The organism is Microbacterium sp. NPDC087591, assembly GCF_044743625.1.
Taxonomy (GTDB): domain Bacteria; phylum Actinomycetota; class Actinomycetes; order Actinomycetales; family Microbacteriaceae; genus Microbacterium.
Genome location: NZ_JBIUWU010000001.1, coordinates 188,089 through 213,621, shown reverse-complemented (window position 1 = coordinate 213,621; position 25,533 = coordinate 188,089). Strand labels below are relative to the sequence as shown.

23 protein-coding genes are annotated in these 25,533 nt (G+C 69.0%); 15 read left to right on the top strand and 8 right to left on the bottom strand.

From position 1 onward, the window contains the following. Genes ACIOVG_RS01000 through ACIOVG_RS00990 form a run of 3 tightly spaced genes read left to right on the top strand, consistent with a single transcriptional unit; the run spans position 1 to position 3,067 of the window. Positions 1 to 1,923, top strand: a complete 1,923-nt coding sequence (locus ACIOVG_RS01000; RefSeq protein WP_400868176.1) for a DUF6541 family protein — start codon at positions 1 to 3, stop codon at positions 1,921 to 1,923. A gap of 26 nt (positions 1,924 to 1,949) precedes the next feature. Further along, entirely contained in the window at positions 1,950 to 2,672 is a 723-nt protein-coding gene (locus ACIOVG_RS00995; RefSeq protein ID WP_400868174.1) for a glycosyltransferase family 2 protein, read from the top strand. Continuing rightward, positions 2,669 to 3,067, top strand: coding sequence for a DUF2304 domain-containing protein (locus ACIOVG_RS00990; protein WP_400868172.1), 399 nt, complete (start codon positions 2,669 to 2,671; stop codon positions 3,065 to 3,067). The genes ACIOVG_RS00995 and ACIOVG_RS00990 overlap by 4 nt, the downstream gene beginning before the upstream one ends. On the opposite strand, the gene ACIOVG_RS00985 is transcribed toward ACIOVG_RS00990, so the two are convergent. Both ACIOVG_RS00985 and ACIOVG_RS00980 read right to left on the bottom strand, forming a co-directional pair. Further along, complete coding sequence (locus ACIOVG_RS00985) at positions 3,014 to 3,913, bottom strand: glycosyltransferase family A protein (protein ID WP_400868170.1); 900 nt, start codon at positions 3,911 to 3,913, stop codon at positions 3,014 to 3,016. The two genes, ACIOVG_RS00990 and ACIOVG_RS00985, sit on opposite strands and share 54 nt — an antisense overlap. Then, positions 3,910 to 4,890 (bottom strand): glycosyltransferase family 2 protein, encoded by a 981-nt coding sequence (locus tag ACIOVG_RS00980; protein WP_400868168.1) that lies wholly within the window; start codon positions 4,888 to 4,890, stop codon positions 3,910 to 3,912. Before ACIOVG_RS00980 ends, ACIOVG_RS00985 begins: the two co-directional genes overlap by 4 nt. Here ACIOVG_RS00980 and ACIOVG_RS00975 point away from each other — a divergent pair. Genes ACIOVG_RS00975 through ACIOVG_RS00950 form a run of 6 tightly spaced genes read left to right on the top strand, consistent with a single transcriptional unit; the run spans position 4,792 to position 10,985 of the window. Further along, a complete protein-coding gene (locus ACIOVG_RS00975; protein WP_400868166.1) occupies positions 4,792 to 6,042 on the top strand; it encodes a glycosyltransferase in 1,251 nt (416 codons plus the stop codon). The genes ACIOVG_RS00980 and ACIOVG_RS00975 overlap by 99 nt on opposite strands. A 49-nt stretch (positions 6,043 to 6,091) precedes the next feature. Continuing rightward, positions 6,092 to 6,985 (top strand): glycosyltransferase, encoded by an 894-nt coding sequence (locus tag ACIOVG_RS00970; RefSeq protein ID WP_400868164.1) that lies wholly within the window; start codon positions 6,092 to 6,094, stop codon positions 6,983 to 6,985. Then, positions 6,982 to 8,274, top strand: a complete 1,293-nt coding sequence (locus tag ACIOVG_RS00965) for a lipopolysaccharide biosynthesis protein (RefSeq protein WP_400868162.1) — start codon at positions 6,982 to 6,984, stop codon at positions 8,272 to 8,274. The genes ACIOVG_RS00970 and ACIOVG_RS00965 overlap by 4 nt, the downstream gene beginning before the upstream one ends. An 11-nt stretch (positions 8,275 to 8,285) precedes the next feature. Next, positions 8,286 to 9,422, top strand: coding sequence for a UDP-galactopyranose mutase (glf, locus tag ACIOVG_RS00960; protein WP_400868160.1), 1,137 nt, complete (start codon positions 8,286 to 8,288; stop codon positions 9,420 to 9,422). A 10-nt stretch (positions 9,423 to 9,432) separates the two neighbouring features. Beyond that, positions 9,433 to 10,251 carry an ABC transporter permease gene (locus ACIOVG_RS00955; RefSeq protein WP_400868158.1) on the top strand — a complete coding sequence of 273 codons (819 nt, stop codon included), beginning with the start codon at positions 9,433 to 9,435 and terminating at the stop codon, positions 10,249 to 10,251. After that, the gene (locus ACIOVG_RS00950; protein ID WP_400868156.1) at positions 10,251 to 10,985 is read left to right on the top strand and encodes an ABC transporter ATP-binding protein; all 735 of its coding nucleotides are present in this window, start codon (positions 10,251 to 10,253) and stop codon (positions 10,983 to 10,985) included. Before ACIOVG_RS00955 ends, ACIOVG_RS00950 begins: the two co-directional genes overlap by 1 nt. Before the next feature lie 41 nt (positions 10,986 to 11,026). Here the strand turns inward: ACIOVG_RS00950 and ACIOVG_RS00945 are convergent, their stop codons facing one another. From ACIOVG_RS00945 to ACIOVG_RS00935, 3 genes are read right to left on the bottom strand one after another with little or no spacing between them, the layout of a single operon-like run. After that, positions 11,027 to 11,608 carry a hypothetical protein gene (locus ACIOVG_RS00945; protein WP_400868154.1) on the bottom strand — a complete coding sequence of 194 codons (582 nt, stop codon included), beginning with the start codon at positions 11,606 to 11,608 and terminating at the stop codon, positions 11,027 to 11,029. A 2-nt stretch (positions 11,609 to 11,610) separates the two neighbouring features. Next, positions 11,611 to 12,573: a glycosyltransferase family 2 protein gene (locus ACIOVG_RS00940; protein WP_400868153.1), complete on the bottom strand. Its 963-nt coding sequence runs from the start codon at positions 12,571 to 12,573 to the stop codon at positions 11,611 to 11,613. Continuing rightward, a complete protein-coding gene (locus ACIOVG_RS00935) occupies positions 12,570 to 14,480 on the bottom strand; it encodes a glycosyltransferase (protein WP_400868152.1) in 1,911 nt (636 codons plus the stop codon). Before ACIOVG_RS00935 ends, ACIOVG_RS00940 begins: the two co-directional genes overlap by 4 nt. 166 nt (positions 14,481 to 14,646) lie before the next feature. Here ACIOVG_RS00935 and galE point away from each other — a divergent pair, with 166 nt between their 5' ends. After that, positions 14,647 to 15,636, top strand: coding sequence for a UDP-glucose 4-epimerase GalE (galE, locus tag ACIOVG_RS00930; RefSeq protein ID WP_400868151.1), 990 nt, complete (start codon positions 14,647 to 14,649; stop codon positions 15,634 to 15,636). 27 nt (positions 15,637 to 15,663) lie between these two features. Here galE and ACIOVG_RS00925 read toward each other — a convergent pair whose 3' ends face one another. Together ACIOVG_RS00925 and ACIOVG_RS00920 are read right to left on the bottom strand one after the other, a co-directional pair. Further along, positions 15,664 to 16,962 carry an O-antigen ligase family protein gene (locus ACIOVG_RS00925; RefSeq protein ID WP_400868149.1) on the bottom strand — a complete coding sequence of 433 codons (1,299 nt, stop codon included), beginning with the start codon at positions 16,960 to 16,962 and terminating at the stop codon, positions 15,664 to 15,666. Continuing rightward, positions 16,959 to 18,374 carry an O-antigen ligase family protein gene (locus tag ACIOVG_RS00920; RefSeq protein WP_400868147.1) on the bottom strand — a complete coding sequence of 472 codons (1,416 nt, stop codon included), beginning with the start codon at positions 18,372 to 18,374 and terminating at the stop codon, positions 16,959 to 16,961. The genes ACIOVG_RS00925 and ACIOVG_RS00920 overlap by 4 nt, the downstream gene beginning before the upstream one ends. 68 nt (positions 18,375 to 18,442) lie before the next feature. On the opposite strand from ACIOVG_RS00920, the gene manA reads away from it, so the two are divergent. From manA to ACIOVG_RS00900, 4 genes are all read left to right on the top strand, one after another. Continuing rightward, the gene (gene manA / locus ACIOVG_RS00915; RefSeq protein WP_400868145.1) at positions 18,443 to 19,573 is read left to right on the top strand and encodes a mannose-6-phosphate isomerase, class I; all 1,131 of its coding nucleotides are present in this window, start codon (positions 18,443 to 18,445) and stop codon (positions 19,571 to 19,573) included. A 184-nt stretch (positions 19,574 to 19,757) separates the two neighbouring features. Further along, the gene (locus ACIOVG_RS00910; RefSeq protein WP_400868143.1) at positions 19,758 to 20,075 is read left to right on the top strand and encodes a WhiB family transcriptional regulator; all 318 of its coding nucleotides are present in this window, start codon (positions 19,758 to 19,760) and stop codon (positions 20,073 to 20,075) included. A 114-nt stretch (positions 20,076 to 20,189) separates the two neighbouring features. Next, a complete protein-coding gene (locus tag ACIOVG_RS00905; RefSeq protein WP_400868141.1) occupies positions 20,190 to 23,357 on the top strand; it encodes a glycosyltransferase in 3,168 nt (1,055 codons plus the stop codon). Beyond that, complete coding sequence (locus tag ACIOVG_RS00900) at positions 23,354 to 24,736, top strand: DUF5719 family protein (RefSeq protein WP_400868139.1); 1,383 nt, start codon at positions 23,354 to 23,356, stop codon at positions 24,734 to 24,736. Before ACIOVG_RS00905 ends, ACIOVG_RS00900 begins: the two co-directional genes overlap by 4 nt. A gap of 25 nt (positions 24,737 to 24,761) precedes the next feature. Here the strand turns inward: ACIOVG_RS00900 and ACIOVG_RS00895 are convergent, their stop codons facing one another. Beyond that, complete coding sequence (locus ACIOVG_RS00895; protein WP_400868137.1) at positions 24,762 to 25,187, bottom strand: hypothetical protein; 426 nt, start codon at positions 25,185 to 25,187, stop codon at positions 24,762 to 24,764. An 80-nt stretch (positions 25,188 to 25,267) separates the two neighbouring features. Between ACIOVG_RS00895 and ACIOVG_RS00890 the strand changes: the two genes are divergently transcribed. Further along, positions 25,268 to 25,474 carry a DUF3499 family protein gene (locus tag ACIOVG_RS00890; RefSeq protein WP_400868135.1) on the top strand — a complete coding sequence of 69 codons (207 nt, stop codon included), beginning with the start codon at positions 25,268 to 25,270 and terminating at the stop codon, positions 25,472 to 25,474. Positions 25,475 to 25,533: the final 59 nt, after the last annotated feature.

The following is a 25,533-nucleotide window of genomic DNA, read 5'->3' as shown; positions in this document are numbered from 1 at the left end:
ATGCTCACCGTCGCCCTCGCTTCCATCGTCCTCACCCTGCTGATCATCGTGATCGGCGGTGGGCTCGCGTTCGTCATCGGACTTCGCGGGCTGTGGCTCGTCGGCACCGCCGCTCCGTTCACCTTCAGTGTGATCGCGATCGCCAGCACGGCAGCCCCGCTCGTCGGAATGCGCTGGTCTCTGCTGCCCGTCGCCCTCGTGACGATCCTGCTCGCGGCAGGGATCCTGCTGGTCCGCCGAGCCCTTCGCCGCCCGCTGGTGCCGCGCGTGCGTACCCCGGCCGCCGGCACGGCGTGGGTGGCGGTCGCGCTCGCCTTCGCGGCGGTGCTCATCGGCTGGCGTGTGCTGGCGGCGTTCGGCGGTGCCGAGGCGATCTCCCAGACGTTCGACAACGTCTTCCACCTCAACGCCATCCGCTACATCCTGGAGTCCGGCTCGGGTTCCTCGCTGGACGTCGGGGGGCTCACCGGGGCGATGAGCTTCTACCCCGCCGTCTGGCATGCCGCGGCAGCGCTCCTGGTGCAGCTGACCGGGGCGACCATCCCGGTCGCGGTCCAGGCGCTCACGCTCGTGATCTCGGCGCTGGTCTGGCCGGCGGGAGCGCTGGCGCTGACCGGGGCGCTGTTCGGCGCCACACGCGCCATGCTGCTCTCCACGGGTGTGGTCGTGGCTGCGATCCCGGCGTTCCCGCTGTTGATGATGGACTACGGCGTCCTGTACCCGTATCAGCTCTCGCTCGCCCTGCTGCCGTCCCTGCTCGCGGTGACGCTCGCCGTCGTGCGCACGCCGGCGCAGGACGGACTCGCTCTCGGCTGGTGGCTGTTCGCGCTCGCCGGATGCCTGCCCGGCCTGGTGCTCGCGCATCCCGGAGGATTCATCGGATGGCTGGCGCTGTCCGTGCCGATGTTCGCCTTCCTGTTCCTGCGGTTGTGGCGCTCGGCCGGCTCCGGTCGCACGCGCACGCTGCTCGTCGTCTCCGCCCTCGGGTATCTGGTCGTGGGCGGAGTCCTCCTGAAGGTGCTGCGCCCGGTAGCCGAGGCCAGGGGATGGCCGACCGCGCTGTCGCCGCTGGGAGCGGTGTGGCAGGTCTTCTCGGTCAGCATGTTCATCGGTGTGAGCTCGATCGTGGTGGCCGTCGGGGTGATCTTCGGGATCGTGCGACTCGTGAGGGAGCGCACGGCGGACCTCTGGATCGCGGCGGGGATGTGGGCGATCGGAGCCGGTCTGTTCGTCGTGGTCTCCGGTCTGGCGATCGGCCCGCTTCGTGACGCCCTCACCGGGGGGTGGTACAACAACTGGCCGCGTCTGGCGGCGCTGTTCGCTGTGGCTCTCGTTCCGCTCGCCGCGGCGGGGCTCGCCGGCGCTGCAGCACTGTCCGCGCGCCTGCTCCCGACGACGCTCGCTCCCCGTGCGACAGCGGTCATCGCGGTCGCCGCGACCGCTGTCGTCGCGCTCGTCGCCCAGTTCCCCGCGATGCCTGTGGCCCAGGCGGCCGCGCATTCCAACTACGTCATGACGTCGGATTCCCGCCTCCTGTCGCCGGACGAGCTCGCGCTCCTCGAGCGCCTCCCTGCCGAGGTCCCCGAGGACGCGGTGATCGCGGGCAACCCCTACACGGGAACCGGTCTGGCGTTCGCCTTCAGCGGCAGGCGTGTGCTCATGCCGCACATGCTCATGTACCTCACAGAGGAGGGGCACATCGTCAACGACGGGCTCGACGACGCGGCGACAGACCCGGACGTGTGCACGGCTGTCACGGACCTCGGCATCACGCATGTCCTCGACTTCGGCGACCGCGAGGTCCACGGGGAGTCCCACGTGTATCCGGGGCTCGATGATCTGGCAGAGTCGGAGGCCGTGGAACTGGTCGACGAGCAGGGCGACGCGCGTCTGTACCGCGTCACCGCCTGCGGGCTGGGTTGACACACGGCGGTTAGGATCTGAGCACGATGACCTTTTCTGATCGCACGCTTGTGCTCGTCCCCGCGTGGAACGAGAGCCGCAACGTCGGAACGACGGTTCGCGAGATCCGGGCGGCCTCCGCGGACTACGACGTCGTGGTGATCGACGACGGCTCCGTCGACGACACCGCAGATGTGGCGCGAAGCGCGGGGGCCACGGTGCTCTCCTTGCCCTTCAACCTCGGTGTGGGCGGTGCCATGCGCACGGGATTCACCTACGCGCAACGTCGGGGGTACGGCCGTGCGATCCAGGTGGACGCGGACGGGCAGCACAATCCCGCCGACATCGCCGCCGTGCTCGGCGGCCTCGAGCATGCCGACATCTCGATCGGAGCCCGCTTCGCCGACACCGGAGATTACGAGGTGCGGGGACCGCGGCGCTGGGCGATGGTGGTGCTCGCGAAGTTCGTGTCACGGGTCGCTCGCACCCGTCTCACCGACGTGACCAGCGGATTCCGGGCGGCCAACGCGGCTGCGATCGCGCAGTACGTGAGCTACTACCCGGCCGAGTATCTGGGCGACACGCTCGATTCGCTCGTCGCGGCCCTGCACTCCGGCCTCACCGTGACACAGGTCCCCGTCGCGATGCGCGCGCGCCAGCACGGCACTCCCAGCCAGGGAGCGTGGGGGTCGACCGTCTACCTCCTCCGCAGCGCCTTCGCGCTCGCCCTGGCGCTGACGCGGACGCCACGAAAGGAGCGGTCCGCATGATCGCCTACATCGGGATCGGCATCGCCGTCCTCATCATCGTGGCCGTGCTCTGGATGCTGCTCACGCGCCAGCTCCGTGAGAAGTACGCCGTCCTGTGGCTGCTCCTCGGGATCGTTCTACTCGCGCTCGGCCTGTTCCCCGGTCTGCTCACCGCCGCCACCGAGGCCATCGGCGTCCAGCTGCCTGTCAACCTCCTCTTCGCGACCGCGATCGCCGTGCTGCTCGGAGTGACTCTCCACCTCTCCTGGGAGCTGTCGCAGAGCGAGGCGGAGGCGCGCCGCCTGGCTGAGGAGGTCGCCATCATCGGTGCACGACTGGATGCCCTCGAGGCCGCGCAGACCTCAGGGGAGAAGGACGTGGGCCAGGATCCGCCGGCCGGCGGCCGCCCCTCCTGACCGGACGGCGCCAGGCAGCTCGCTGAGCGCGTTCAGACGCGACACGGCGTGCAGACGTGCGATCCGTGCCGACCGTCTCCATCCGATGTCCCGGAACCGTCGCGCATAGTCCAGGAAGAACCGACGCTCCTGGGCGAACCGCTCGCCGGTGCGCGCCGCCGTCATCGACACCGAGGCGCGGTGGCGGCGGTATTCGAAGGTCCGCTCGTCGTGGAGCAGCATCGTGCCGCCGTCGATCGCCACATCGAGGAGCAGGCCGAGATCGAGAGCGATCTCGTACTCCGGCCGGAATCCGAGCCGCTGGGCGCGATCGGTGCGCCAGATCAGGGAGGGGAAGTATGCCCAGTCTGCGCGTGTCAGCGTCGCAGCGAGCTCCTGTCCGCGGAGAGTCCGCTCGCCGCCGGAGACCCGAGGCCGCAACAGCGCCTTCACACGATCAGCGAGCGGACTGACCGCTGTGCCGTTCTCGTCGATCACCACGACCCCGCCCTGGACGATGTCGACGTCCGGTCGACGCTCGATGCGCCGGCGTGCTTCGGCGAGATGATCGGGCCGCATGAGGTCATCGCTGCCCATCACGGTGAACCAGGGCGCCTCGGCGAGAGCGAGGCATCGTGAGAAGTTCCCCGCCACGCCGAGGTTCTCGTCGTTGCGGACGTGGAGGATGCGTTCATCGCCGAGCGATTCGATCCATTCGCGGGCGGTCGAGGTCGGATGCGCGTCGTCGACGCACACCAGTCGCCAGTGCGGATCGCTCTGGGCGATGACGCTGCGCACCGCGTCGCGGAACTGCGGATGATCGCCGTAGTAGGGCAGCAGCACGTCGAGTGTGGATGGCGCGGTCATGAGGCGGGCTTCCCTCCTCGGCCGCGCCGCCCGTCGCGCCAGCCGCGCCAGGCGGCGACCAGCTCGGGGCGGCGGCCTCGAAGGACGCGCGCGGCGGCCTCTTCGGCGACACGACGCGCGACCGCGCCGAGGTGGGGGAGCAGGGGGATCTGCGCGTGCCGGGCGAACAGGGTCATGTTACGGATCCCGAGGTACATCGGGTGGGTGCCAGGCTGCTGGAAGGCGTTCGCCGCAGGGACGACGAGCGTGCTCCACCCCGCCTGCCGCATGCGCCACGCGGTGTCGACGTCTTCGAAGTAGAGGAAGTACTCCTCGGAGATCCAGTCGATCGCGTCGAGGGCTGTGCGTCGGTACATCATGATCGCTCCGTCCGCCCAGTCGACCGGGTGCGGCGTGACGCCGTCTTCGGCGGTGCGGTGCAGCGCTCGGCCGCCGGAGGTGAGGACGCCGCCGGCGGAGAACACGCGGGAGGGGTCTGCGGCGTAGCGCAGCAGAGGGGCCGATGCACCGCTGTCCGGCGTGTCAGCGAGCGCATCCAGCAGCTGCGCCGCGAGGGTCTCGTCGAACACCGCGTCATGTGTCAGCACGAGGAGCGCGGATCCGGCCAGAGAGCGTGCCTCGTTGACGGCCGGCCCGTAGCCGGGATTGTCGGGGCGGGGGATCAGCCGCGTCCGCTCACGCAGCGGTCCGGTGAGGTCCTGCGGGTCGAGCGTGCCGCCGTTGTCGACGATGATCACCTCGGACGGCGGAATCGTCTGGGCCGAGAGCCTCTCGAGGACGGCGCGCACCAGCTGATGATCCCGGTACGCGATGACGAGAGCGACGTAGTCGTTGATGGGGGATCCTGACGACGAGGGCGGGTGGCCTAGGCTGAGAGCATGACCGCGGCGGACAGTTCTCGCGCGCGGGGCCGGTCCGGTCACACTTCGCGCATCACGAGCGTCACGAAGTATATCCCGTTCCCCTCCGTCGCCCATGCGGGCGGGCAGTACGTCTGGAGGCACGTGGATGCGCTCCGCCGGTTCGCCGACGTCATGCTCCTCGCTCCGGACACCCCGCTGAACCGCGCCGCTCTGCCGCACGCCTCCGACGGCGCGCCCGCCGAGTTGCTGCGGGGTGTGGGGCCCGGCGGCACCGGTCGCCTGAAGACCCTGTACGACATCGAGTCGGCGTGGCAGGGGAGCGCGGTCGCCTGGCCGTACCGTCGGCTCTTCCAGACGAGCAGGGCGCCGTGGAGCGATCTCGCGGCTGCCGACATCATCGAGTTCCACTGGTCGGAGATGATCGCGCTCGCCCCGTACGTCCGTTCCCGGATCCCTGGCGTCCCTCTGGTCGGGATCGCGCACGACGTGATCACGCAGCGGTGGGAGCGTGCGGCATCCGCTGCCGGCAACCCGGCGATGAAGGTGGCATACGCTCTGGCAGCCCGCCGCAGCAGGAAGCAGGAGGCGCGGTCGTTCCGCGCGCTCGACATGCTGCTCGTGTTCAGTGAGAAGGACGCGGATCTCGCACGCCGGCTCGCTCCATCCACGCGGGTCGAGGTGGTGCATCCGGGACTCGGGCCGACGGATCCGATCCGACGCGACGTCGACCCCGATGCCCCCGTGGTCCTCTTCACCGGTGCCCTCGATCGGCCGGACAACGCCAAGGGGATCGGCTGGTTCCTTGAGCGGATCTGGCCAGCCGTCATCGCGGCCGTACCGGAGGCGCGCCTCGTGATCGCCGGTGCCAATGCGCAGCCTCCGCTCGAACGCGCGGTCGAACGGGCGACGCGTGCCGAGCTCACCGGCTTCGTGGATTCCCTGGATCCCTGGTATGCCCAGGCGCGCGTGTTCGTCGCTCCGCTGCAGACCGGGGCCGGCGTCAAGTTCAAGACGCTCGACGCGATGCTGCGACGAGTGCCGGTCGTCTCCACGACCGTGGGCGCGGAAGGAATCACGGCCACGTCGCTGTTCGCCGGCATCACAGATGACCCTGTTCGCTTCGGCGAGGAAGTGATCGCACAGCTGCGCGCGCCCGACGATGAGCGTGCCGAGCAGGCGCAGCTGTGGGCGGACGGTGTGTACGGCGTGCGTGCGTTCCACGAGCGGTTGCGGCTGCTGTACTCCGAGTTGCTGCCAGGCGCATGATCTACGATCATCTCGACCGCCCCCTCACCTCTCAGGAGAACACTCGCCGATGACCGCTCGAATCGTCGCCGTCGTTCCTGTGTTCGGGGCTCCTGACGATCTTCAGGAGACCGTCGCCTCACTCGTCGAGCAGGTGGATGCCGTGGTGCTCGTCGATGACGGGTCGCACACGGCGCAGCATCTGACCTTCGAGGGCGATGTGGAGGTGATCTCGCTCGCGGAGAACGGCGGGATCGCGTCGGCGCTGAACGTCGCCGTCGATCGTGCTCGTGAGCGCGGGGCGGAGTATGTCGTCACCCTGGACCAGGACTCCCGCCTCGCCGACGGGCACGTGCGTCGCCTGCTCGCCCTCATCGAACAGGCGACGGCGCACGGAGTGAGAGTCGCAGCCGGGGTGCCCGGGGTCGTCGGAGGGGCGCCCGTGCTGCGCGGGTCGGACGGCGAGCCATTCGATCCCATCCAGTCGGGCCAGGTCATCCCGCTGGCGGTCTTCGACGAGCTGGGCGGATTCAACACCGACCTCTTCATCGACGCGGTCGACTCCGAGTTCAGGGTGCGCGCCCGCCTTGCCGGGTACCGGTTCGTCGTCGATGAACACCTGGAGATGGCGCACGCCCTCGGCGAAGCCGTGCCGCTCCAGCTGTTCGGGCGACCTCTCATCCTCGGGGGCAAACAGCGCCATGTGCTCTACCACTCGCCGTGGCGCACCTACTACATGGTGCGCAACAGCGTCTGGCTCTCCCGCCGCTACGGCGCGGAGGATCGAGCCTGGATGCGGCGTCGAAACCGCAAGCTGGCCGAGATGGTTGTCGGTGGCAGCCTGCTCGCCCCTGACCGCCTCACACAGCTGAGTGCCGTCAGAGCCGGCTGGCGTGATGGACGACGCGGCGTGCTCGGTCGCATCTCGGACGCGCAGCGCTCGCGGTTCGGGCGACGAGTGTGAGCCGGATCTCTGCGCTGGTCCGCCACGATCTGCTGCGGCGGAGCGCGTACTTCTCGATCTCGGTGATCGCCGCGACGGCCGTCGGCATCGTCTCGATCCCCTTGCTGATCCGCACGATCGGCACGGATGAGTGGGCGCGGCTGTTCGTGCTGCAGATGATCGGCCAGTTCGCGTCGATCTGCGTCGCCTTCGGCTGGGGGGCGACCGGTCCCAGCACGGTCTCCGCGCTCCCGAAGGCCGACCGTCGCCAGTTCCTCCTCGACTCGCTCGTGGCCAGAGTGCCGCTGCTGCTGATCGTGACCCCGCTCGCCGTGGCGCTGGGGATCGCACTCGGAGCTGACCCGCTCGCGGCCGTGCTGGCGACGATCGCGTACGCGGTGCCCGGTATCGGCGCCGCCTGGTACTTCATCGGCACGAACCGGCCCGCGGCGATGCTGATCTTCGACGCGCTTCCGGCCGTGCTCGGTCAGGTCGCCGCGCTGGTCGCCGTCGTCTTCGTTCCCACGCTCGTGTCGTATCTGTGGACGGTCGCGGGCGCGACGACCTTGGGCGTCGTCGGCGGCCTGGTGTACGCGCTCACTCGCAAGGACGGAGCCACGCTGCGCCGCACGCGCGGCGACGAGTTGGCGACGACCATGAGGACCCAGGTCGCCGGCCTTGCGACGGTGCTGTTCGGGAACCTCGCGACGATGCTCCCCGTTCTCCTCGTCGACATCTTCATGAAGCCGGTGCTCCCGGTGTTCGCGGCCGTCGACAAGCTCTACCGCTACGGGATCATCGTCCTGGCGCCGATCCTGCAGGCCGTGCAGAGCTGGGTGCCCGAGGCGGGACGCGCGCACACCCGCAGCAGGGCTCTCAGCTCGCTCTGGGTCGGCCTCGGCGTGGGCGCGATCGGCGGCACGTGCTTCGCGCTCCTCGCCACGCCGATCTCGATCCCGCTCACGCTGGGAGAAGCCGTCATCCCGTTCGAGGTGGCGCTGATCGCCGGCATCGGGTTCGCCGCCGAGTGCGTCGCCCAGATCGTCGGGCTGGCCGGGCTGGTCGCATTGCGGCGCGAACGGGAGCTGGCCCGGTCGTCGATCGTGGCCGCGTGCGTGAGCATCCCGCTGATGATCCCCGCGCTGCTGGTCGCCGGTCTTCTGGGCGTCGTCTCGGTGATCGCGCTCTCAGCGCTGCTCGTGGCCACGTACCGGACTGTGGTGCTGCTGCGGGCGGCGAAGGAGTGGGAGCGCGCGTCGGATCCGGTGTCAGCGGCTACGCTGGATGAGACCGCGTCGGATGCGGGCTAGGAAAGCAGAGTATGGATCTTCTCGTTGTCGGGTCGGGTTTCTTCGGCCTCACCATCGCCGAGCGTGCCGCTGAGGCAGGACGCAAGGTCACCGTCATCGACCGCCGCCACCACATCGGAGGCAACGCATACAGCGAGGCGGAGCCCGAGACGGGGATCGAGGTCCACCGCTACGGCGCCCACCTCTTCCACACCTCCAACGCGACGGTCTGGGAGTACGTGAACCGCTTCACCTCCTTCACGAACTATGTGCACCGCGTCTACACGACGCATAAGGGCACGGTCTTCCCGATGCCGGTGAACCTCGGCACGATCAACCAGTTCTTCCAGTCCGCCTACACGCCGGACCAGGCGCGTGCGCTCGTCAAGGAGCAGGCGGGGGAGTTCGACGCGAAGACGGCGGCGAACTTCGAGGAGAAGGGCATCGCGCTCGTCGGCCGTCCGTTGTTCGAGGCGTTCTTCCGCGACTACACGGCGAAGCAGTGGCAGACCGATCCCCACAAGCTCTCGGGTGACATCATCAGCCGCCTTCCCGTGCGCTACACCTACGACAACCGCTACTTCAACGACACGTGGGAGGGCCTGCCGACCGACGGGTACACCGCCTGGATCGAGCGCATGGCGGATCACCCGAACATCGACGTCAAGCTCGAGGTCGACTACTTCGACGAGTCGCAGCCGCTCAACCGCCGGGCCACCGTCGGACAGCTCCCCGTCGTGTACACCGGGCCCGTGGATCGGTACTTCGACTACACCGAGGGCGCGCTGAGCTGGCGCACGCTGGACTTCGAGCAGGAAGTGCTGAACGTCGGCGACTTCCAGGGCACGAGCGTGATGAACTACCCCGACATGGACGTGCCGTACACGCGCATCCACGAGTTCAAGCACTTCCACCCGGAGCGCAGGGACATCTACGAGTCTGACAAGACCGTGATCATGCGGGAGTTCTCCCGGTTCGCCACGCGCGAGGACGAGCCGTACTACCCGGTGAACACCCCCACCGACCGCGACGGCCTGCTGGCTTACCGTGAGCTCGCGAAGGGTGAGAAGGACGTCCACTTCGGCGGACGCCTCGGCACGTACCAGTACCTCGACATGCACATGGCCATCGGCTCGGCGCTGTCGCTCTGGAACAACACTCTCTCCTAGACTCGTCATCGTGAGTCACGCTGCTGTCGGGGCGCCCGGGACGCCCCGGCGCTATCTGCATTCGCTGTGGCTGCTGTCCGCTCGCGACCTCAAGGTGAGGTACTCGACGAGTTTCCTCGGGTACCTCTGGTCGGTGCTCGATCCGCTGGTGATGAGCCTGATCTACTGGTTCGTCTTCACGCAGGTGTTCCACCGCGACGTCGGTGAGGAACCGTACATCGTGTTCCTCATCAGCGCTCTGCTGCCGTGGGTGTGGTTCAACTCCTCGGTGGGCGACTTCACCCGCGCCTTCAAGAAGGACGCTCGGCTGGTGCGGTCGACGGCGATCCCGCGGACGATCTGGGTGAATCGCATCGTGCTGAGCAAGGGGATCGAGTATCTGTTCTCGCTCCCCGTGCTGGTGCTGTTCATCGTGATCAGCCTGGTCATGGAGACCGACCCGAACCAGGTGGTGCAGATCGGCTGGGGCGTGCTCTGGATGCCGGTGGCGATGCTGCTGCAGACCATCCTGCTCGTCGGTCTCGGACTGCTCATCGCACCGCTGTGCGTCATGTACGTCGATCTGGAGCGGACGACGGCCCTGATCCTGCGGGCCATGTTCTACGCGACCCCGATCATCTACAACGTCACCGACCTGCCGGGTATCGCGCAGACGCTGGGGGCCTTCAACCCTCTCGCCGGAATCTTCATGCTCTATCGAATGGCCTTCTTCCCGGACCAGTGGAATCTGTTCACACTGGTCATCAGCGTGGTGATGAGCCTGGCGATCCTCGCGCTCGGTGTGTGGGCCTTCCGCACGCTCGAGCGTCCTGTGCTGAAGGAGCTGTGATGACGGCGGCGATCGATGTGCAGGGGCTCGGCGTGCGGTTCCGCCGCAATCGGCGGGGAAGCCGCAGCTTCAAGGACCTGTTCGCCGGCGCCTCGCGCCGCTCGCGTCCGGGTGAGTTCTGGGCGCTGCGCGGCGTCTCCTTCACCGTGAGTCCCGGCGAATCGATCGGCGTCGTCGGACGCAACGGCCAGGGCAAGTCCACGCTGCTGCGGCTCGTGGCCAAGGTGCTGTTGCCGGACGAGGGCACCGTCGCGGTCAACGGCGGGGTCGCTCCGCTCATCGAGATCACGGGCGGGTTCGTCGGAGATCTGACGGTGCGCGAGAACGTGCGCCTGACGGCAGGGCTGCACGGCATGTCGCGCGAAGAGGTCTCGCGGCGCTATGACGACATCATCGCGTTCGCAGAGCTCCACGGGTTCGAGGAGACTCCCTACAAGCATCTGTCCAACGGTATGAAGGTGCGCCTCGCGTTCTCGGTCGTCTCGCAGCTCGACGAGCCGATCCTCCTCGTCGACGAGGTGCTCGCGGTGGGAGACAAGGCCTTCCGGGAGAAGTGCTATGCCCGCATCGACGAGCTGCTCGCCGAGGGACGCACCCTCTTCTTCGTGAGTCACAACGAGCGGGATCTCCGCCGGTTCTGCACGCGGGGCCTGTACCTCGACAAGGGCGCGCTGGTTCTGGACGCGCCGATCGCCGACGTCCTCGACCGTTACAACTCCGACTACGGGGTCTGACGCCCCCCAGCGGGCTCCCCGGCGCTGTGCCGCGTCGTGGCTCAGAGTCCGACGAGGGCACGGACCTTCTGCAGCGCGTTCGTCGCGGCGTCCAAAGGTGCTGTCGTCGAGTTCCCGCCGTCGATCGCGGATCGCAGCGCGACCAGCGTGGAGGTGTAGTCAGAGACCGCATCGGACCACTGTGCGGCGATCGAGCTCGGTGCCACGGAGTCCGAGAGGACCTCCGCATCCTGCTGGAGCGAGTCGACGACCTGCGCCGCTTCGGCGCCAGACATGCCGGACAGGAACCCGAGCCCCGTCTGGGCATCGTCCAGGCGAGGTTGGACGAGTGCGGTGAACGTCTCGAGGTCGGGGTCGTCCACAGGGGGCGGGGTGATCTCCGGGGTGTCGGTGGCGCTCGGCTCGGGCGTCGGTGAGGACGAGGCGGAGGCGCTGGGAGACGGCGACGTCGTGGGGGAGGGCGTGGGCTCCGCCGCGCCGCCGCGAGGGAGGAAGAGGAACAGCAGGGCGGCGACGATGGCGACCGCCAGCACCGAGAGACCGATGATCAGCCAGATCCGGCCGCCGCGTTTCGGCGCCGGCGGGATCGGGGCCCACCGCAGTTCGGGCTGCTGATCGCTCATCGTCACGCCTCCAGAGGTGCCATCGGCTGCCAGCTCCGGTCACGGCCGAGTCGGCCGCCGTCCCTGAGCCCGCGGAACAGGTTGCTGGTGCCGCGTACCGTCCGCTCGACGAACACGAGGCGGATGAGCTCCTTCGCGAACGTCATCGACGTGCCCAGCCCGAACAGAACCGGGTTGTAGGCATCGTGCGCGCGGTAGTAGTTCTTGATGTACGCGCGATTGCGCATGATGTAGTAGCGGTAGGCGTTGCTCGAGGCGTTCATGTGCCGGATGCCCATGTCCCACTGCTTGATCTCGCGGGTGCGACGCAGCACGAACTCATCCACGATCACCGCGGTGGTCTTGCGCGAAGCGAGCCAGCCGTACATCTGGTCGTCCCAGTAGATGAAGAAGCGGGGATCGGGGAGCCCGATCTGCTGCACGATCGAGCGGTGGATGAACATGCCTTCGAAGCAGCCGCTGTTCATCTCCTTGAACCCGGAGTCGTCGAAGCCGGAGGGCGCGAAGGGGATCGGGATGCCCATGCGCTCGGCGATGCGGTACTGCCAGTAGAACTCGCTGCCGTCGTAGTCGTAGCGGCGCCCTTGGATGCTCTTGAACCGCGGCGCCCAGGCGCCCATCCTGGCGAGACCGTCCGGCAGCACCTCGACGTCGTCGTCCATCATCCAGATCCACTCGGATCCGAGCTCGTACGCGGTCCGCATGCCTTCGCTGAATCCACCGGAACCGCCGGTGTTCGTCTCCAGGCGGCGGTACACGAGTTCGGCGCCCACGCGCTCGCGGAACGACTCGACCACCTCGGTGGTGTCGTCCGCCGAGTTGTTGTCGATGATGACGACGTGGCCGGGCTTCGGATCCATCGCCTCGATGCTGGTGAGCAGGCCGGAGAGAAGGTGCGACCTGTTGTAGGTGACGATCACGATCGTCGCCGTCGCCGGTTCGAATGCAGCAGGTGCCGCGGTCATGCCTTCTCCTCGAAGATCTGCTGCCAGGACTGGGGGGAGACGAGGCCGGGGAGGGCCTCGCGATACTGACGCTGGAGCTCGGGCCAACGACGGCGGAGCTCGGAGTGCAGGCGCACCGTCTCACGCAGCATGCGGCGGTACTTGCGGCGGTCTCGCACGTAGATGTTCTTGCCCGAGCCGTCCGCCGCGCTCACCAGGGCGCTGTCGAACGCCGGCAGTCGCCACCACTGCGCCTCTTCCTTGCCGAACTCCACCTCCGGCTGAACGACGTTCGAGGGGTGCGGGTCGTGGAGCCAGTGCCTGACGAGGGTCGAGAGCGTGAACCAGCGCAGACGCATGCCGGTCGGGTTGTCGAGATCGTTCCTCGAGAGCTGCTTGTACACCTGTCGACCACGGCGTGAGTGGAGCACGGTGGTGGGATCGCGATGCACCACCGTCTCCGGGTAGTCCGCAGCGAGGGCGCGCGCGCCGGGCATAGCCGTCGCCAGCCCCTTCCGCATGTGCGCGGGGCCCGACAGGACGTCGCGCAGCGCCTGAGCCCGCAGCGCGACGGGGTAGTACTGCATCATCATCAGGTGCTTGAGGTCGACGCGGCGGCTGTGGGTCAGCAGGCGCCCTCCGCGCGGCGCGTTCGAGTGCAGGAGCCCGGCGACGATGCGGTTGCGCGCATGGAAGTAGGCCTGCCAGTCGATCGAGTCGTCCTTGTTGACCCAGGAGACGTGCCACAGGGCGACCCCGGGCATCGACACGGTGGGGAAGCCCGCCTTGCCCGCGCGCAGGCAGAACTCGGCGTCGTCCCACTTGATGAACGCGGGCAGGGACAGGCCCACCTCGCGGATCGCGTCGAGCGGGATGAGGCACATCCACCAGCCGTTGTAGTCGGAGTCCATCCGCCGGTGCAGCAGGGGGGACTGACGCAGGTTGGCAACACCGAAGTCGTGCGGCATCTTCTCCTGGAAGAGGTTGCGCCACATGAAGGGAGCCTCGTCGACGACCTCCGCCCAGCCGTGCAGCTTGGGGCGGTCGAGCAGGTCGAACATGTGCCCGCCGACGAGCACCGGTGTCGTCGCGAACTGTCCGAACACGATGGATCGGCGCAGGGACTCGGGCTCGAGGCGGACATCGTCATCCAGCAGCTGGACGAAGTCGCTCTCCGGACGCTGCAGGGTCTCATGCATCGCCCTGGCGAATCCGCCCGATCCGCCGAGGTTCGCCTGCCGAATCACCTGCAGGGTGTCTCCGAGCTGCGCGGCGACCTCGTCGTAACCGTCCTGGTCTGCGACGAGCTGGGTGCCCTGGTCGACCAGGAAGATCCGGTCGACGAACTCCAGCGCGTCCGGCGATGCGGCCAGCGCGCGCAGTGTCTCGACGCAGTAGTCCGGCTTGTTGTAGGTCGTGATGCCCAGAGAGGCCTTGCCGCTGCGCGCGGGGTCGTGCTCGGTCGTCCACTCGGCGCCCTCGAGCACCGCGTGCTTCTCGTCGGCGACGATGTCGAACCAGATCCACCCGCCGTCGCTGTACTGCGTGAGGTCCAGGTCGAACGACGTGGACGACTCGCCGGTGACCTCGCGGGTCGCGACGCGCTGACGGATGCCCGAGCCGTTGGAGCGATAGACCAGGATCGTGGCCGGGCCCGTGGTGCGCACGGTGAGCTGGACCTGGCGGACGCTGGTCCAGTGCTGCCAGTAGGACGCCGGGAAGGCGTTGAAGTAGGTGCCGAGCGACACGCGGCGGCCGGCGACGATCCGCGCCCGATGCCGACCCAGGATGTTCCCCAGGTGCGCGCGGTTGGAGACGCGGACGGGCTCGTCTTCGATCACGGACCAGGTTTCGGGGTCCGCGTACAGGGGCAGGAGATCGGGATCGCGATCGAGTGGGAAGACGACGTTCTGCAGGACGTGGGCCACGGGGCAGTTTCTCCGATGTTGTTGCGCCGACTGTCGCCTTTGCAGGGGACAGCGGACTCGACGAGCAGAGAGTAGCCTACCGCCCGTCACCTTCGGATCTGCGGAGAGTCGGGCCGCCCCGATGCGGGAGGGGGTCGCGAGAAGGGGCCGCGATAGGATGACCGCGATGAAGGTATTGATCACCGGCGGCGCCGGTTACATCGGGTCCACAGTCGCGACGGCATGCATCGAAGCCGGGATCGATACCGTGCTGATCGACGATCTCTCCACGGGGCGTCGCGACTTCGGCGAAGGCCGGGGGCTCTATGTCGGCGACATCGCCGATCGCGCTTTCGTGGCCGGTGTGCTGGCCGATCACCCGGACATCGATGCGGTGATCCACTGCGCAGCGCGGATCGTCGTTCCGGAGTCCGTCGCCGATCCGCTCGGCTACTACGACTCCAACGTGGGCAAGACGATCGTCCTGCTGCAGAGCCTGCGCGACGCCGGGGTCGAGCGCGTGGTGTTCAGCTCCTCCGCAGCGGTCTACGCGGGCGAGAGCGGCGAGGGCGTGGACGAATCGGGAGCAGTCGCTCCGTCGAGCCCCTACGCGACCACGAAGGCCATGGTCGAGCAGATCCTCCATGATGCGGCCGCGGCGGGGGACCTGCGCGCTGTCGCTCTGCGCTACTTCAACCCGATCGGCGCCGACCCCCGGCTGCGCACGGGGCTGCAGAACCCCACGCCCTCGCACGTGCTCGGCATGATCATGCGCGCGAAGGCCGCGGGAGAGCCGTTCACCCTGACCGGGACCGACTGGCCGACGCGTGACGGCTCCGGACTGCGCGACTACATCCACGTGTGGGATCTGGCCCTGGCTCATGTCGCGGCCGTGCAGCGATTCGATGCCGTGACGTCTGCCGATCAGCCGTATCGGGTGATCAACCTCGGCACGGGCGAGGGAGTCACGGTGCGTGAACTGGTCGCCGCCTTCGAGCGGGTCACGGGGGAGCCGCTGCCGGTCGTGGAGACGGCGCGTCGCCCCGGCGATCAGGCGGGCGCGTTCGCGATCGTGGGACGCGCGGCGGATCTGCTCGGCTGGAGCGCGGAGCGGTCCGTGGACGACGGCGTCAGAGATGCCCTCTCCTGGGCGGACAAGCTGCGTACGCTGAGCTGACGCGGGGGCGGTTGCCCGACCTCCCGCTCACTCCTGCGGGCGGAGCGTCGGGATGGCGCCGGTCTGCGCGGCATCGATGTTCTCCCGCCACGACCTCGACTGACCGGCGCGCAGCGCGCAGAGCACGAGCAGGAACCAGCCGGCGCCGACCAGGGTGAAGCTCTCGAACATCGAGTCCACCGCGAGCGTGACCAGCGTGATCGGCGTCCAGGCGTAGACGACCGATCGGCGCACGCTGGCGACGAGCCAGGAGCGGATCAACGCCACCCCGCCGAGCAGCAGGAACAGCACGAGCCCGGCGGCCCCCAACTGCAGCAGCACATCGAAGAACGCGTTCAGTGCACTCTGATGGTGATCGTCGAGCTGGAAGTTGATATAGGTGAACGGGTACTCACCGCGGGCCCAGGATCCGAACCATCCCCACCCCTGGATCGGCTTGAGGGCGACGAAGTCGAGGATCGTGTTCCACAGGTTCCCGCGGATCGAGAAGTCCGAGCCGGCATCCAGGAGCGCGATGATCTGGTGGCGCAATGCGAACGCGACGGTGAGTGCGAGCGCCACCAGGATCCCGAGCATCCATTGCACGAGGTTGCGCCGCTCGGCTGACGCGTGGCGCACGATGGTGAGCGCGACCGTGACGACGCCGACCGCGGCGGCGAGCACCAGCACCGTGGGTGAGGACGACAGGAAGGCGAGCGAGCCGGCGAGGGCGATCGAGGCGACCGCGCGAGGGGCGTTCACCGACTGCGTGCGCCACTCGATCACGAAGGTGATCAGCGCGAGCACGGCGATGAATCCGAGCATGTTACGACTGCCGAAGATGCCCTGGATGGGACCACCCTCCGCGAGGTTGCCCTGGATCCCGAGGAATGTGAACGGTACGTCGAGGAGGATCCCCGACAGGATCTCGACACCGAGCGAGACGGTGAGCAGCACGCGCAGCGTGTCGCCGATCGCTCGCACGGTCTGCAGAGTGTCCCTGACGTGACCGACCGCGAGCGCCAGGAACGCGAAGCCGAACAGCGACAGCCACCCGAAGAACGTGTCCGATCTGTCGGTGGTCCACACCAGGCTCACCAGCGCCCAGCCGAGGAACGCGATGAGCGATGACGGGGCGATCCGCAGCGGAGACAGTTCGTCGCGCCGCACCCACAGGATCCCCGCCCCCAACACGCACAGGAGCGCGACGATCGTGGAGAGTGTGACCGGCGACGTCATCTGCTCGATCGCATAGGAACCGAACACCGCGCCCAGCACCGCGAGGGTGAAGGCGCGTGCCATCTCCACGGAGCCGAGCAGCCGGGCGATGCGATGCGCCGGCGTCACGGCACGCGCCGCGGTCGTGTGCCGCGCTCGAACACCAGATCGCGTTCGCCGATGCCGACCAGGGGGACGGACTTGAGCTTGAAGGAGAGCAGCACCACCAGCATCCATCCCCACAGCATGATCGGCGTGGACTCCGACAGGCCCTGCACGAGCAGGACGACCGTGAACAGGCTCGGCAGAAGAGTGAGTGGCGAATAGGGGCGGTGAGCTTCGAGGTCCCACCGAGGACGGTCGACTGCGAAGAACCAGGAACGCCAGAGCAGGCTCAGGTATGCGACGGCCATCAGCACCACCCCGACCACGCCGAGTTGCATGAGCACGTCCAGCCACATGTTGTGCGCGTGGAAGACCGTGATGCCGTGGTCCGTGATCCAGTGATCGAAGGCCGGGTCGGTGGGGATCCATGGGCTGGAGAAGCCGTTGCCGAAGATCGGGTGCTCACCGGCGCGCTGGAGCACTTTCGTCCAGATCTTCTCGGAACGGCCGGTGAGGTCCGCGCTGCGCCCGAGCAGCGCGAGGAGGGGCTCGCGGAGCAGCCACACGGCAGCGCCGCCGATGACGACGGTTCCGATCGCGACCGTGTAGACCCGGGTGCGCGCTCCCGGGGTGCGTGCTCGACGCATAGCGAGAGCCACCACCAGGACCACGAGGACGGCCGCGGCGCACACGAACGCCGTCGCCGATGACGTGCGGATGAGGAAGTAGGCCGCCAACAGCATCCACAGCGCGAGCGTGGTGCGCCACCGAGCTCGTGCGGCGAACAGCACCCCGAAGGTGATGATCGCGAAGAGGGAGATGATGGCGAGGAGGTTCGCGTTGCCGACGATGCCCTGGATGCGCCCTCCGTCGAACAGGTTGTCGCGCACCCAGTACCACTGTGGATCGATCTTTCCGTCCGGCAGGGTGAGGAAGTTCGGCAGAAGCGGTCCGTGCAGGACCAGCGACACCCAGAGCTCGATCGTGAGAGACAGCCCGAGGATCCATTTGAAGGCCGAGGAGAGCGCGCGGATGATCTCGTTCCACGTGAGCACATGCACCAGGAAGAGGGCGTTGACGGTGACCGCCGCGAGCAGCCCCCACGTGATCAGCGTCGGGCCGCGCCACTGCGACCATGCCACCGAGACCAGCGCGAGTGTCACATAGCCGAGGGCGGTCCAGGGCAGACGACGCCAGCGGAAGGGCTGCGGGCGGTTCCGGGCGATCATCGGCACGCCGATGGCGAGCGTGGCGAGCGTGAAGAGGATGAGGACGACGCCCGCCCCCGCGATCCCGAGGAGGTTGTACACGGCGGAGTGCGCGAAGGTCACGATCAGGACGAGGATCGCATAACCGCGCAGCAGCAGATGCCCCGTCGACTCGCGCTCTGGCGCGGTGGGCCGGGCCGCGACCGGATGCTTGGTGTACTGAGCCATCGCGTTCAGGCTACCGCGCCGGGCCCTGCACGTCGCTGAACACGGCTGGACAGCTCTACGCTGGGGGCATGCTGCTGAGTCTGACGAACACCCCCCGCGACTACGCCTGGGGTTCGACCTCGTTCCTGGCCGAGCTGGAAGGGCGCTCGCCGTCGGGGGCTCCGGAGGCGGAGGTCTGGTTCGGGGATCACCCCGGCGACCCGGCGGACGTCGAGGGGGACGGCACTCTGGACTCGATCACCGGCGGCACGCTCCCGTACCTGCTCAAGCTGCTCGCCGCCGCGCAGCCGCTGTCGATCCAGGTGCACCCCACGATCGCGCAGGCGCAGCAGGGGTGGGCGGCGGAGAGCGGCAAGGCGCTCGACGACCCGACCCGCAATTACCGGGACGACAACCACAAGCCGGAGCTGATCGTCGCGCTGAGCGAGACGTTCCAGTCGCTGAGCGGGCTGCGTCCCGTCTCCGACACGTTGGCCCTGCTCGACGCACTCGGGGATGGTGCGGGTGTGTCGGCACTCCGCGCGCACTTGTCCGGTGACGCCGATGTGCTCCGCGACACGATCAGCTGGCTGCTCAGCAGCGCTGCGCAGTCGGAGGTGGACGAGATCATCGCCGCGGTGGCGGCCGCGGCCGAACGCGCTGAGGCGGGGGAGTGGAACACCGCGATCCAGGCCATCGCCGGGGTCGCCCGTACGTATCCGGGAGATCCGGGTGTCGTCGTCGCCCTCCTGATGAATCACGTCGTCCTCCGTCGCGGTGAAGGGCTCTTCCTCCGCGCGGGGCTGCTGCATGCGTACCTCGAGGGACTCGGGGTGGAGATCATGGCCGCGAGCGACAACGTTCTGCGGGGGGGACTCACTCCCAAGCGCATCGATGTTCCCGAACTGCTCTCGATCCTGGACCCGGTGCCGGCTGAGGTGCCCGTGCTGCGCCCGGTCGCCGACGGTGCCGTCACGTCCTACCCGGTGCCGGTCGCGGACTTCGCGCTCGACCGGGTCACGCTGACGGGGGAGCCGGTCGTGCGAGCGGTCGCCGGCGACACCATGGTGCTCGCGACTGCCGGCGATGTCACGGTCGCGACGGCGTCCGGGGCGATGCGGACGGTGCCGGTGGGAACCGCGGCCTTCGTGTCCGCCGATGAGACCGAGCTGCGTCTCAGCGGGGCGGGCGAGGCGTTCATCGCCGCACCCGGTCGCTGAGCGCCCTCTGCCTCCGCCGGCGTGTCGCCCGAGGAGCGATCGCAGCGACACGCCGACGTATCGTCAAGAACCTTCAAGAGATGATTGAGGGTTTACTATCCGCGACTTGACCGGAGCGAATGACACGGGTGTAATTAGGTATGCACGGCCCGCCGGGGGGCGGAGACAGGGTTGGGAGATCGAGATGACGGGATACCGTTCAGACGTACCGGAGAACTGGTTCGTCGATCCGATCAACCTCGGAGTGCCGGGAGTCCGCAAGCCGGAGTCCGACGACGACACCGCTCTCGGCTGGCAGAGCGAAGCGCTCTGCTCGCAGACCGACCCCGAGGCGTTCTTCCCCGAGAAGGGCGGCTCCACGCGGGATGCCAAGCGCATCTGCACCTCGTGCGATGTCCGAGGCGAATGCCTCGAGTACGCGCTGAACAACGATGAGCGCTTCGGGATCTGGGGCGGCCTCTCCGAGCGCGAGCGTCGCAAGCTCAAGCGCCGCGCAAGCTGAACCTGTTCGTGAGCGATCCCCGCGGAACTTCTGAGCATCCGCGGACACGGCTTCGCAGGCGCGCCGCGGGCAGTGCCTCGGCGTCCGCCGCCCCGCGCATAGGCTGACCACGTCATGCCAGCCCGAGTTCACGCCATCATCGTCGCGCGCGCCGGATCTTCGTCCCGCGCGCAGCTCCTCCGCACACTGGAAGCCCTGCGCTCCCAGACAACTCCCGTCTCCGCGGTCACCCTCGTGATGTGCGGAGATGCGAGTTCGGCTCGGGAGAGCGACGCGGTCGCGCTTACCGTCGAGGGGATCATCGAGGCCCGCAGCACGACCTCGTTCGCGGAGGCGGTCGAGCTCGCTCGTCCCCGGGTCGCGGAGGACGCGGCGATCTGGCTGTTGGCGCAGGACACCGCCCCGCACCCTCGCGCGCTGGAGCGGCTCACCGGAATGCTGGAACGCTCCCCGTCCGCGGCGATCATCGCCCCCAAGCTGGTGGCCACCGACAACGATCGCGAGATCGTCTCGCTGGGCGTGAGCATGACCGCACTGGGCCGATCGGTCGAGCTCGCTGCCGGTGAACTCGACCAGGGTCAGCACGATGGCGCAGACGACGCGCTCGGCGCAGACGTCCGCGGGATGCTGATCCGTGCCGAGGTGCGTGACACACTGCGCCCTGATCCGGCGTTGGCCGGTGCGGATGAGGGTCTCGATCTCGGCGTGCGCGCGCGCCTCATCGGCGGTCGCGTCGTGCTGGCGCCGAGTGCACGCGTCGCCGTCTCGCCCGGCGGCCCCGCCGCACTTCCCGCGGGATCCGCGCGTCGTGCCTTCGTCACGCGGCTCGCACAGCTGCATCGCCGATTGGCGTACGCTCCCGCGATCGCCGTGCCGCTGCACTGGCTCAGCCTGCTGCCGCTCGCGCTGTGGAGATCGACGACCCATCTGATCGGCAAGCGCCCGGAGGCCGTCCTTCCCGAATGGGGGGCCGCGCTGACCGCGATGGCGCGATTCGGCGCGATCGCCCGTTCCCGCGGACGGATCCGCTCGTCGCGGACGTCGTCCTGGGCGAGCATCGCCCCATTGCGCGTCACCGGCTCGCAACTGCGTCGGCGTCTCGACGACGGTCACGGAAGCGAGGAGGGCGCCGTCAGCGAGCTGCGGCTCTTCTCCGGTGGAGGGGCATGGGCGGTCCTCGCTGCGCTGGTCGTCAGCATCGCCGCGTTCACCACCCTCCTCGCCTGGCCCGCGATCGGCGGTGGGGGACTGCTACCGCTGCGCGAGACCGTCGCGGCGTTGTGGAACGACGCCGCCTGGGGGCTGCGCGGTGTCGGTGTCGACCTCGTCGGGCCGGCTGACCCGTTCGCGGCCCTCGTCGCGATCCTCGGTTCGCTGTGGCCGGCCGCTCCGACGTTCTCCCTCGTGCTCCTCTGGATTCTCGCGCTTCCGCTCGCCGTGCTGGGCGGATGGTTCGCGGCCACCCGAGTGACCGACCGCGCCGGCCTGCGCATCTTCGCGGGTGTCGCCTGGGCTCTCGCACCGACGTTCCTCACAGCGCTGGTCGAGGGACGCCCGGCCGCGGTGCTCGTGCATCTGCTGCTGCCGTGGTTGTTCCACGCTGCGGCCGTCGCGCATCGCTCGTGGGGGGCGGCGGGCGCGGCATCGCTGCTGCTCGCCGCTGTCGTCGCCTGCGCGCCCTCTACGGCACCCGCGCTCGCACTGCTCTTCGTCGTCGCGCTCGGCATCACTTTGGGGACTGCGCAGTTCCGCGGCGCTGGGCGCCTGCTCTGGCTCCCGATCCCCACCGTCGCGCTGTTCGCCCCGCTGGCATACTGGCAGCTGGCGCACGGCAGCCCTCTCGCACTGCTGGCCGACCCTGGATTCGTCACCGGGAGCACGGCGTCGGCGGATGCCGCGGGCCGACTCGCGATCGCCATGGGCTTCCCGACCGCCGATCTCGCCGGATGGGCGCAGTTCTCGCTGCTGCCGCTGGGGTCGTGGGCCGCCGTGCTCTGCGCGCCGCTGGCCCTCCTCGCCCTGGCAGCGGCGATCGCACCGCGATGGCGCGCGGGCATCACCCTGCTCGTCGTCGCGGCTGCCGGGCTCGCCACCGCATTCCTCGCCGTGGGGATCACCGTGAGTTTCGCCGAGGGCGTGCCGGTCGCCATCTGGCCGGGAACGGGGCTGAGCCTCGCCTGGATCGGAGTGGTGGGGGCCGCGCTGGTCACCCTGGACACGGCGCTGACCCTCCCGCGGCTGCGCGTCGCAGCCGCGACGGTCGCGGTGCTCGCGCTGGTCCTGTGTGCGACGCCGGCGCTCACCGCCTTCCATGCGGATCGTTCGGCACTCACCAACGGCCCCCAGTCGACGCTGCCCGCCTACGTCGCTGCGCAGGCCGCCTCGGACGGACCGGTCGGGACCCTCGTGCTCACGCCTCAGAACAACGGCGGTCTCGCCGTCGATGTGGTGTGGGGCGCGAGCGAGACGCTCGGATCGCAGACGACGATGCTGTCCACCGCCACCGAGCCGCAGGGGACAGACATCTCGACGCTCTCGGTCGACCTGCTCTCTGCGCGCGACTTCGACGCGCCATCAGAGCTGGCAGCGCAGGGCATCGCCTACGTGCTGCTGGCGCAGAAGGACGGCGGCGAGGGCGACAAGGCGCGATCCCTGCGCACCTCCGCCATCGCGTCGATCGACCAGCGTGCGGGATTCGTCCACGCCGGCACGACCGAACGCGGCGTGCTCTGGCGCGTCGAAGCGGATGTCGAGCCGCGCACGACGCTGAGCGCCGCGCAGCAGGGGACGGCACGACTCGTGACCACGGTGCAGCTGCTCGTCATGCTCGCCGCGCTGCTTCTGTCCGTGCCGACCAGGGCTTCGCGCCGCGCGGCGCGTGCGCAGTCGCGTATCGTCGGTCGCGCCCCCGAGGAGCCGCTGATCCTGCCTCGACATGCGGAGGAGTTCGACGAGGAGGCGCCCGCCTTCGCGGTCGCAGATTCCGACGCCCCTGCTGTCGCAGACTCGGACGCGCCTGCAGCCGCAGACCCGAACGCGCCTGCCGGCGCAGATTCAAACGCGCCTGCAGACCCGGGGACCGAGACAGCGGCCGAGGCACGAACCGAGGACGATGCCGACAGCGCCCTGAGCGCGACCGCGGCCCCGGCGACCGCGGAATCGGACGAACACGCCCCGGACGGAGCCCTCGAGGAGCTCGACGAGGACGAGGAGGCTGCGCAGCCGGGTGCCGGCACCGCCGATTCCGTGGCGCGCGACCGTGACGCGGAGGAGGACCGATGAGCATGAACCGAGGAGTCCGCGTCGCCGCGACCGGTGCCCGTCTGGTCGCCGGCGCTGCCGTCGCCGTGGCCTGCGTGGTCGGAGTCGTCACGGCGATCCATGCGCCCTGGCCCGAGGTGCGCCACGATCCTGCGCAGGTGCAGGTGACGCCGCTGCCGGGCGACAGCGTGCTGGTCTGCAACGGTGATCTGAGGGCTCTCGGGCGGGACACCGCTAACCCGCTGGCCATGTGGTCAGCCGCATCGCCCACGGTCACCGTCGACGGCACGTCCGGTGCACCCGAGATCGGGACGCTGCAGGTGCCCGATCTCGTCGGCGCGGGCGAGGTGCGCACGGTCACCGGCGCCGTCGAGGAACGGACGGCTCCGCTGGTCGCCGCGACGGAATCCGCCACGGTGGAGGCGGACGATCTGCGGGGGTTCGCCGCGCTGCCCTGCGGCACACCGCGACTGGAGTCCTGGCTTGTCGGCGGCACCGTCGACACGGGTACTTCCGACCTCATCATCCTGACGAACGCGGCACAGGTGCCGTCCACCGTCACGCTGTCCGTGTACGGCACGAGTCGCGGCACGCGAACCGTCATCGTCCCCGCGGGGACGCAGGTGGCACTCCCGCTCACCTCGATCGCGGCGGGCAACGCGCTCCCCGTGGTGGAGGTCACGGCGGACGGCGCACCGGTACGCGCCGTGCTGCAGTCGTCGCTGGTGCGCACACTGGACCCGGCCGGCGTCGATCTGCAGGAGGCGGTCGCAGGTCCGCAGCTGCATCCTGTGCTCGCCGGTGTGAGATCCTTCGCAGCCGACGGAGACGACGCAGACATGACGGTGCTGCGGCTGTTGTCGCCGGAGGATGCGGCGCAAGCGCGCGTCACGGTGCGTGCCTCGGGGGCGAGCAGCATCGCGAACGAGTTCACCGTGTCTCTGACCGCGGGCGAACCCGCCGAGGTCTCGCTGAGCGGGCTGGAGCCGGGCATGTACAGCGTGCAGATCGATGCGGACGCCCCGATCGTCTCGGCCATCCGACAGCAGGACGCACTCGTCCGGGGGTCCGACTTCTCGTGGATGACGCCAGCGCCGGAGATCGACTCCGACGCACTCGTGGCGGTTCCCGCTGGTCCGAGTCCTCGGCTCCAGCTGGTGAACGACACCGATGCCGACGCCACGATCACCCTCGAACCGACGAATGGGAAGCCGGCGACCGAGGTCACGGTTCCGGCGAACGGATCGGTCGACACCGCGGTCACACAGCGCACGAGCTATCTGCTGCGCACCACGGGAACGGTGCACGCCGCGATCACGATGAGCGCAGACGGTGCGCTGGCGGGGTGGCCCGTGCAACCGAGCGCCGGGGCAGCGGAGAGCATCACGGTCTATCCCTGACCGTGGCCGCCGTCCGCGGGAGCGATCAGTGGTCGTGTCCGAGATCCCACGGCTCGCGTCCGACGTATTCGGCCGCGGCACGGAAGACGGCGCTCTCGATGGCCATCCGTCGGTGGGCGTTGTCGTCGTGCCCGGGAGGGAGCATCCGCTCGATCGGCAGGCGGAAGAGCACGATACGGCGCTGTTCGCGATCGAGGTGCCAGCGGGGCACCTCCTCGGTGGCCTCGAAGCCCGGCATCGCTCCGATCTCGAAGCGGACGTCCTGGAGCTCCGGCCAGGTGCCGCGGAGGAACTCCACGGCGGTCCCCACGGTCAGATCGAAGCGATCGATCCGTCCGTCCAGAGGCGCCAGCGGCGGGCGCACGACTTCGCTGCGTCCGAGGCGGCCGTGACGGCCGTGGCGCGCGCCGCGCCGCGGGGCGGCGGAGGGGGCACTGCGTCGACGAGGCATGTCGAAAGTCTAGGCGCTGGCGCTGGACGTCGCGGCGCGGCATCCTGGCGGCTGCCAGGTCAGGACGTACGCTGGCGGAGATGAACGGACGACTCTGCTCGAAGGTCGGATGCGCGCGGGAAGCCGTGGCGACCCTCACGTACGACTACGGCGACCAGATGGCCGCACTCGGACCTCTGGGCCTCGCGGACCACCCCCACGCGCACGATCTCTGCGCGCCGCACGCCGATCGTCTCTCCGTGCCATCCGGATGGCTCGTGGTGAGACACGAGGCACTGCGCGCCTGACCCCTTCCTCGACACGCGGACACGGCGGGGCGTGCCGGATGACGGTCTGGATATCCTGA